The 6726-nt window shown below is 54.0% G+C and carries 3 protein-coding genes; 1 reads left to right on the top strand and 2 read right to left on the bottom strand.

The genetic code is table 11. The features are described 5' to 3' along the window. Positions 1-5731: thrombospondin type 3 repeat-containing protein (locus LZP73_RS19035; RefSeq protein WP_234236487.1), on the bottom strand; the 5731-nt coding region annotated here is incomplete at its 3' end. 61 nt (positions 5732-5792) lie between these two features. Between LZP73_RS19035 and LZP73_RS19030 the strand changes: the two genes are divergently transcribed. Next, positions 5793-5936, top strand: coding sequence for a hypothetical protein (locus LZP73_RS19030; protein WP_234236486.1), 144 nt, complete (start codon positions 5793-5795; stop codon positions 5934-5936). A gap of 95 nt (positions 5937-6031) precedes the next feature. On the opposite strand, the gene LZP73_RS19025 is transcribed toward LZP73_RS19030, so the two are convergent. After that, a partial coding sequence (locus LZP73_RS19025) for an Ig-like domain-containing protein (RefSeq protein ID WP_234236485.1) occupies positions 6032-6726 on the bottom strand: 695 nt, incomplete at its 5' end.

The raw sequence follows: 6726 nt of genomic DNA, 5'->3' as shown, positions 1-6726 counted from the left end.
GCACTGTTAACATCGTGGTGGCGGTATTGCCAGAGCTGTCGGTCGCGCCAAGCTCAAGCTCATGGGCGCCACTTGCCAGCTCACTGCTGCCAACCAGGGTTGCTGTCACATCACCGTCCACCAGATCGCTGGCGCTGATATTCAACAGCGCGCTGATATCGGTCAGGCGGCCGCTGGCGTTGACCACCAGTGGCTCGAGCGGGCCAAACTCGGGGGCAGTGGTATCCACTATCGTCACTCGCTGCTCGGCAATGGCCTGATTACCGGCCCCGTCGGTCGCCGTCCAGGTGATGGTATGCTCGCCCAGGGCCAGCTCCGCCGCTAAGTCTGAGCTTATGGTCAGTACCTTGCTGATGTTGTCTGTTACCACAGGCTCTGGCAGGGTTATTGCTGTCATAGGCCCCGTGGCTTCAAAGGTCAGTGGCGTCAGTTCGGCAAACACCGGCTTTTGGGTATCGCCAATGCTGGGGTCCAGCGGCGCAGCGTCATCTTCATCATTGATACCGTCGTTGTCATCGTCGGGATCGGCATTGTTGCCTATGCCGTCATTGTCTGTGTCGACAGACTCGCTGGCGTCCAGTGGGAAGGCATCGTCGCTGTCCAAAACGCCGTCGTTATCATCGTCGGTGTCCAAGTTGTTGCCTATGCCATCCTTGTCGGTATCGAGCGATTCTGCCGTATCCAGCGGGAAGGCATCTTCGCCGTCCACTACGCCGTCGTTGTCATCGTCGCTGTCGGCATTGTTACCAATGCCGTCGAGGTCGGTGTCGACAGATTCTGCCGCATCCAGCGGGAAGGCATCCTCTGTATCCACTACGCCGTCGTTGTCGTCATCCGTGTCGGCATTGTTGCCCACGCCATCGAGGTCGGTATCGACAGACTCGGTCGCGTCCAGCGGGAAGGCATCTTCTGTGTCCAGTACACTATCGTTGTCGTCATCCGTATCGGCGTTGTTGCCTATGCCGTCCGAGTCGGTATCCAGGTATTCACCGGCATTGAAGGGGAAGGCATCGACTATATCCAACACACCGTCGTTATCATCGTCGGTATCCAAGTTGTTGCCTATGCCGTCGAGATCCGAGTCCAACCACTCGCTGGCGTCCAGAGGGAAGGCATCAGAGGTATCCGGGACATTGTCGTTGTCATCGTCGGTATCCAAGTTATTGCCTATGCCGTCGGCATCTGTATCCAACCACTCGGAGGCGTCCAGCGGGAAGACATCGGCGCTGTCCGGGACATTGTCGTTGTCGTCGTCGCTGTCGGCGTTATTGCCAATGCCATCGAGATCCGTATCCAACCATTCGGCGGTGTTAAAGGGGAAGGCATCGACAATATCCAACACGCCGTCGTTGTCGTCGTCCGGATCGGCGTTGTTGCCTATGCCGTCGAGATCCGCATCCAGCCACTCGGAAGCATCCAGAGGGAACATATCGCTGGTATCCAACACGCCATCGCCGTCATCGTCGCTATCGGCGTTGTTACCTATGCCGTCGCTATCTGTGTCGACAGTTTCGCTGGAGTCCAGCGGGAATGCGTCAGACACATCTGGCACATTGTCGTTATCGTCATCCGTATCGGCGTTATTACCGATACCGTCTAAGTCTGTATCCAGCCACTCGGCAGCATCCAATGGGAAGGCGTCTTCGGTGTCGGCGACATTATCACCGTCATCATCGTCATCGGCGTTGTTGCCTATGCCGTCTGAGTCGGTATCCAATGTCTCGTTGGCATCATTGGGGAAGGCATCGCCGTTATCACCGACACCATCGCTGTCGCTGTCGGTAGTTTCAGTCGGATCTTTCGGGAAGGCATCTGAGCTGTCGGCAACGCCGTCATTGTCGAAGTCGCCGTCAAACACATATTCGATGGCACCTATATCCATTTGCGGATACACAGGTCCACCAGGCGCGGCTTCGTCATACAAGCCGGAAACACGCAGATTACCCAGCAAGTCGACTGCGTCTGGCGCAAGTTCACCGGCTTCCGCCATATCGATATTGGCGCTGCCCGGCACCGGCCGGTAGTCGCCATTCTCCGGATCGGCCAGCTCAACATAGCCAGTTGAGGTAACACCACACTCGCTGTCTTCGACCCAGCTGGCGGTTTGTTGCTCCCAGGTGTCAACATTACACAGGGTTGAACCGGTCGGGCCTTTTAACAGCAGGCTGTTGCGCAATTGGGCTTTGCCTGTGCCTGACACAGAAAGAGCGCCACCTTCACTGTTGTAGAGCGTCGAAGCAAACAGGTTGAGTTGACCGTCGATCGTTTTCAACGCGGCAGCACTACCTGCGACATTGGCTAACAGGCTGTTCTCCAGATAAAGCTGGTATTTTTTACCGCCAATAACGGGGGCGGTCATATCGGTGATCAAGGTATAGTCGATGATCAAATAGGACGATGAACGCATCCATACCGCGCTTCCTATTCCTGCGGCTTGATCATCCAACGCAGAAGCCGTATTCACCTGGGCTGAACTGTCCTGCCCGGCCATGCCATGACGCAAAGTCAATCCGGTCAAATGAGGATACTGAGAAGCGGACATCCCACTGGTAATCGCGACCTCGAAAATTGTATGGGCCTCCTGACCATCAATCGTAATTTCACGATTGCCATCAATCTGCATGCCCTTGGTGATCACTAACGGGCTTTCCAGCCGAATGGTCATCGGGCCATCGAAATCAATGATATTTAAATCACCGGCGGGATCGCTGGCGCACAGATCCTTCAACGCCTGACGTAAGGTACCCGGGCCGCTATCTGCATCGCTGGTCACAGTAATTGCATTACTCAGGCAAGCGCTGTATGGGTCGTCGTCGTAACGGACTGCATAAAGCACAACATCGCCTTCTTGGATAAAAGTCTGTAAACCTGACTGCCCTTCGACCAGATAAAAGAAATCAGGTACGCCGTCATTATCGCGATCGCTATCGATTTCATCGGCAATGCCGTCATTATCAAAATCGGGCAAATCACCATAGACTGTTGGGCGTGGGTCAATATTATCAAGCACCCCATCACCATCAGTATCGGTATTTAACGGATCCGAGCCCAAAACGATTTCTTCGGCATCAGTCAGGCCATCGTTATCATCATCTGTGTCGGCATTATTGCCAATGCCGTCGAGATCGGTGTCTAGATATTCACTGGCATCTTTTGGAAAGGCATCTTCCCAGTCTAACTTGCCATCATTATCGTCATCGTTATCTCTGTTGTCGCCTATACCATCACCGTCAAAATCGGCCTGAACGATAACAACAGGCGAGCATACTTCAAAGCCTAACACGTTTTCCAGGGTGCGGGGGGTGACGCAAAAACGTACCTCTGTGTTACCCACAATATTGTCTGTTAACATTTGCTCTTTAGCGGTCGTTCCGGATAAATCAAGCCATTGACCATCTACCCGATACTGCCACTGATACAGGCTGTGCGATTCAACATCATAGTTACCGCTGCCGGGCGCAACGTAGGTATAATTGCCAATTAACGCACGCCCGACAATCGGCGCTGCAACACCCTGCTCAGTTTTAATATGAACGTCTGTTGCATAGGGCAGTTTGCCGACGTAATGCCAATCACCACAGCGTTCAGTCCCTCGGTACATCATACACATGGTCAGGTAATTATCGCCGTCGGCTCCAGTTGCCTGATAACCCAATACATTAGTAGCAATGGTGACGGCATCATCTATGGAACCAGTGGCTGAGCGAACCCAGCGGTAGTCCGTCGCCTTGACGCCCCAGGCAATATTGGCGAACAGATAATCACCGGTGCGCAGGCGCTGAGTCACTTGCCCAACGGATGGTGTTACCCAGTACCTAATTCCAGCATCAATGCCATGTCCATCGATGATTCCTGACGGGAGGCGTTGTTCAACAACGGCGTAGGTTTCAGTGGCCCAATTCCCAGAGAGGCCATAATAATCGGCAATGACTGCCGGGACCGGACTATCGCACGACCAGCAAAAGTATTCCGTGCCGTAACTAACCATGCTGGTCGCATGCAACATCCAGGTTTGTCCTGTAGCTGCAAATTCGAAGTAATCATCATTTACGCTAAAATCGGACTGATTTAAAGTTAAAAACATCCCCTGACTGTTTTTATCGCTTGGCAGCGTACCGCCATAGAGATAGTCGGCCGTTTGCGCGGCCGCCCATTTTGGTGGTGTAATGGTTTCGATAATTTGTTTGTGGCTGCGCAAAGTGAAGCCGCTGCTGATAAACACTTGCTGATCGAGATCGACGTCAGGGTAACTTCCCCAGCCCGATTTATTCCAATCATCCCATTCCTGCGATGTAGCATCCCATTGCAATTGATAGTTATCTATGATGCCGTTACCCGGCAAATAATCGGTACAAGCTGTATTAAAACCGTTTTCGGTGCAGGTATTGTAATTGTAGGTAGCAAACCAATGCCAATAGGAGTTGCCATAAAACCAATCTTCATCCCAGCCCCGGTCGGCAACAAAGTTGGTCTGCATTTGCGCCAGGGTACCTAAAATCGGCGTGCCGTCAGTGTCAAGTGTAGGGTTCACCATGTCCTCTTCAATAACGTCCTCCCAGTCCCAATTTTCCCGTTCCGAATACAGCGTACGCTGCATTTTCAAGGGATCAAAATTCGCGTCTACATAGGGAGTACGTGGCGTCACAAAGGTGCTGCGGCTGAACATATCGACCGGCATAGAAAGGTAATTACAAAAATTCTGAATATCATCATCTTCGGCACAAGCAACCTTATTAAATAGCGGTGACGCAGCGGCGCTGTGCGGGAAAATCCTAAAATGATCATTCGGCACCGTCAGGTAGCTACCACCACGGATATTGGTCGTGTTGTCATGAACAATGTGATATTCGTTTTCAATAGCGGCAAGGTTCCCTAGCACCATAAAGCCGATGCGGCCGGCATAATCGATACCGCCGTTAGTGGCTTCTACACCGTTTTGCTGCATTAAACGCAAACCGATGCTGTCGAAGTCGCCCACACCACTGGTAACCGTCGCGCCCTGATACACCTCCATATTGATGAGCTGACGAAAGCCTAAACTGTTTTTAAACAGCATAGGACGCTGCAATTGCGCCACTGTTACCGCATCGGTAAAGCTGGCGCCGAGCTCAATCGTCTTACCACTAAAACCGGTATGTTTTACTTCCGCGCTGGAAATCAGCAGCATGCGGCCATCGGCCAGGCGGTGCCAGCCCTCTTCGGCCACCAGATAGTGCACCTTGGCACCGGTTAAGTCGGCACCGAAACCATCGGCCTGGCGCACATCAAACAGAAACTGATTGCCACTGTTAATCGGTGCGGTAGGCACTATGCTGACGCCGTTATTCAAGTTGGGGTCTTCCAAGCTGACAAATACCACAGGGCGGGCGTAAATGCGCTGGGTCCAAAGGTCGGCAATCTCGTTATTGGCACCAATGGTTAAAGTGCCGGTTTCTGCCGGTATGCCCAGGAGCGCAGGTGCGCCATTAAACTGCATAGCAATAGCGGTTATAGACGGCGCGTTAGAACCATCATCAGTGGCAAAAGCCCACTCACCCTCGGCTTCGGTAATAAAGCCCGGCTTGGACGGATTTATCGCCTGCACAAATACCAGATTGTCGGCGTCATTGACCACACCGATGTCTTTGGCCGTTCCGGTGAAATTGACCGATTGTTTTTGCAAACTGGCGGCCATCAGGCTCTGTGCCGGGCACAAGCCGATTAACAAAGTCCAAACCAATAAACGCATCATGCTGTATTTCCCCGCATAGAATCTTCTAGCCCGCATTAAAACAGGCAAAAATGCAGGAAAAATGCAGAATGCAGGAATTGTCGGCGACTATCTGGCCAGCCACAGCATCTACTGCGTCCACCCCAAGCGCCGCTTCCTGTCAACCAAGGTCAGCGCCCTCACGGATTTTCTGCAGCAGCACCTAAGACAGTCAGACCCACTGTAACTCGCCAATCGAGCCATATAGTTAGACAGCAAAAAAAAAAGGGCGACCATGGCCCCCCTGTTTCTCATCCATTGCCCGACAGGGCTGATTTGCGACTATAGGGCTCTGCGGCGCCACACCAGCAGCCCCAAGAGCCACACAGACCAGAGTGGCAGCGAGCCGCCCTTGTCCGCCTCAGGTCCAGGCTCTGGTTCAGGCTCGGGATCCGGCTCGACAGCGGCCGCCGTCACCGTCACTGCCACCACGCCTTCGGCCATGCCGCCATAGCCGTCACTCACCCTATAGGTGAGGGTCACGGTGCCACTGAAGCCAGGCTCGGCAGTGTACTCCAGCCGGTTGTCGGCGGTCACCACAGCGCTGCCATGCCCGGCACTGACCTCGACCAATGTCAGAGCATCGCCGTCGGCGTCGCTGTCGTTGGCCAGCACGTCGATCACCAGGCTCTGCCCCTCGACAATCTCGGCCCGATCCGCCACCGCCACGGGGGCGGTGTTTTGCACCTGGGTACTGACCACGCCCGGATCTTCAATCACGCCGTTGGCTACTCCATCGGCATCGTTGGGGCCACCGTCCTGCAACAGCAGTTGCACGCATTGATGCCCTGGCACCAGGCCGGTTTCATAGGCAGCGGCGCCGACTTGCGGGCACTGGCCTTCGGCGTTGAGCGGCGCCGAGCTTATGCTGTTGTTGGCATCTTCGACAAAGTCATACCAGCCTTGAACCTGATTGTATTTACGATAGACGGCGCCTTCCGGCAGCACACTGGCGCGCGGCAGTGGGAACACCACGG

It is taken from the genome of Shewanella sp. AS16 (genome assembly GCF_021412365.1).
In the GTDB taxonomy this organism is placed as follows: domain Bacteria; phylum Pseudomonadota; class Gammaproteobacteria; order Enterobacterales; family Shewanellaceae; genus Shewanella; species Shewanella salipaludis.
This window is presented reverse-complemented; position numbering and strand designations above follow the sequence as displayed.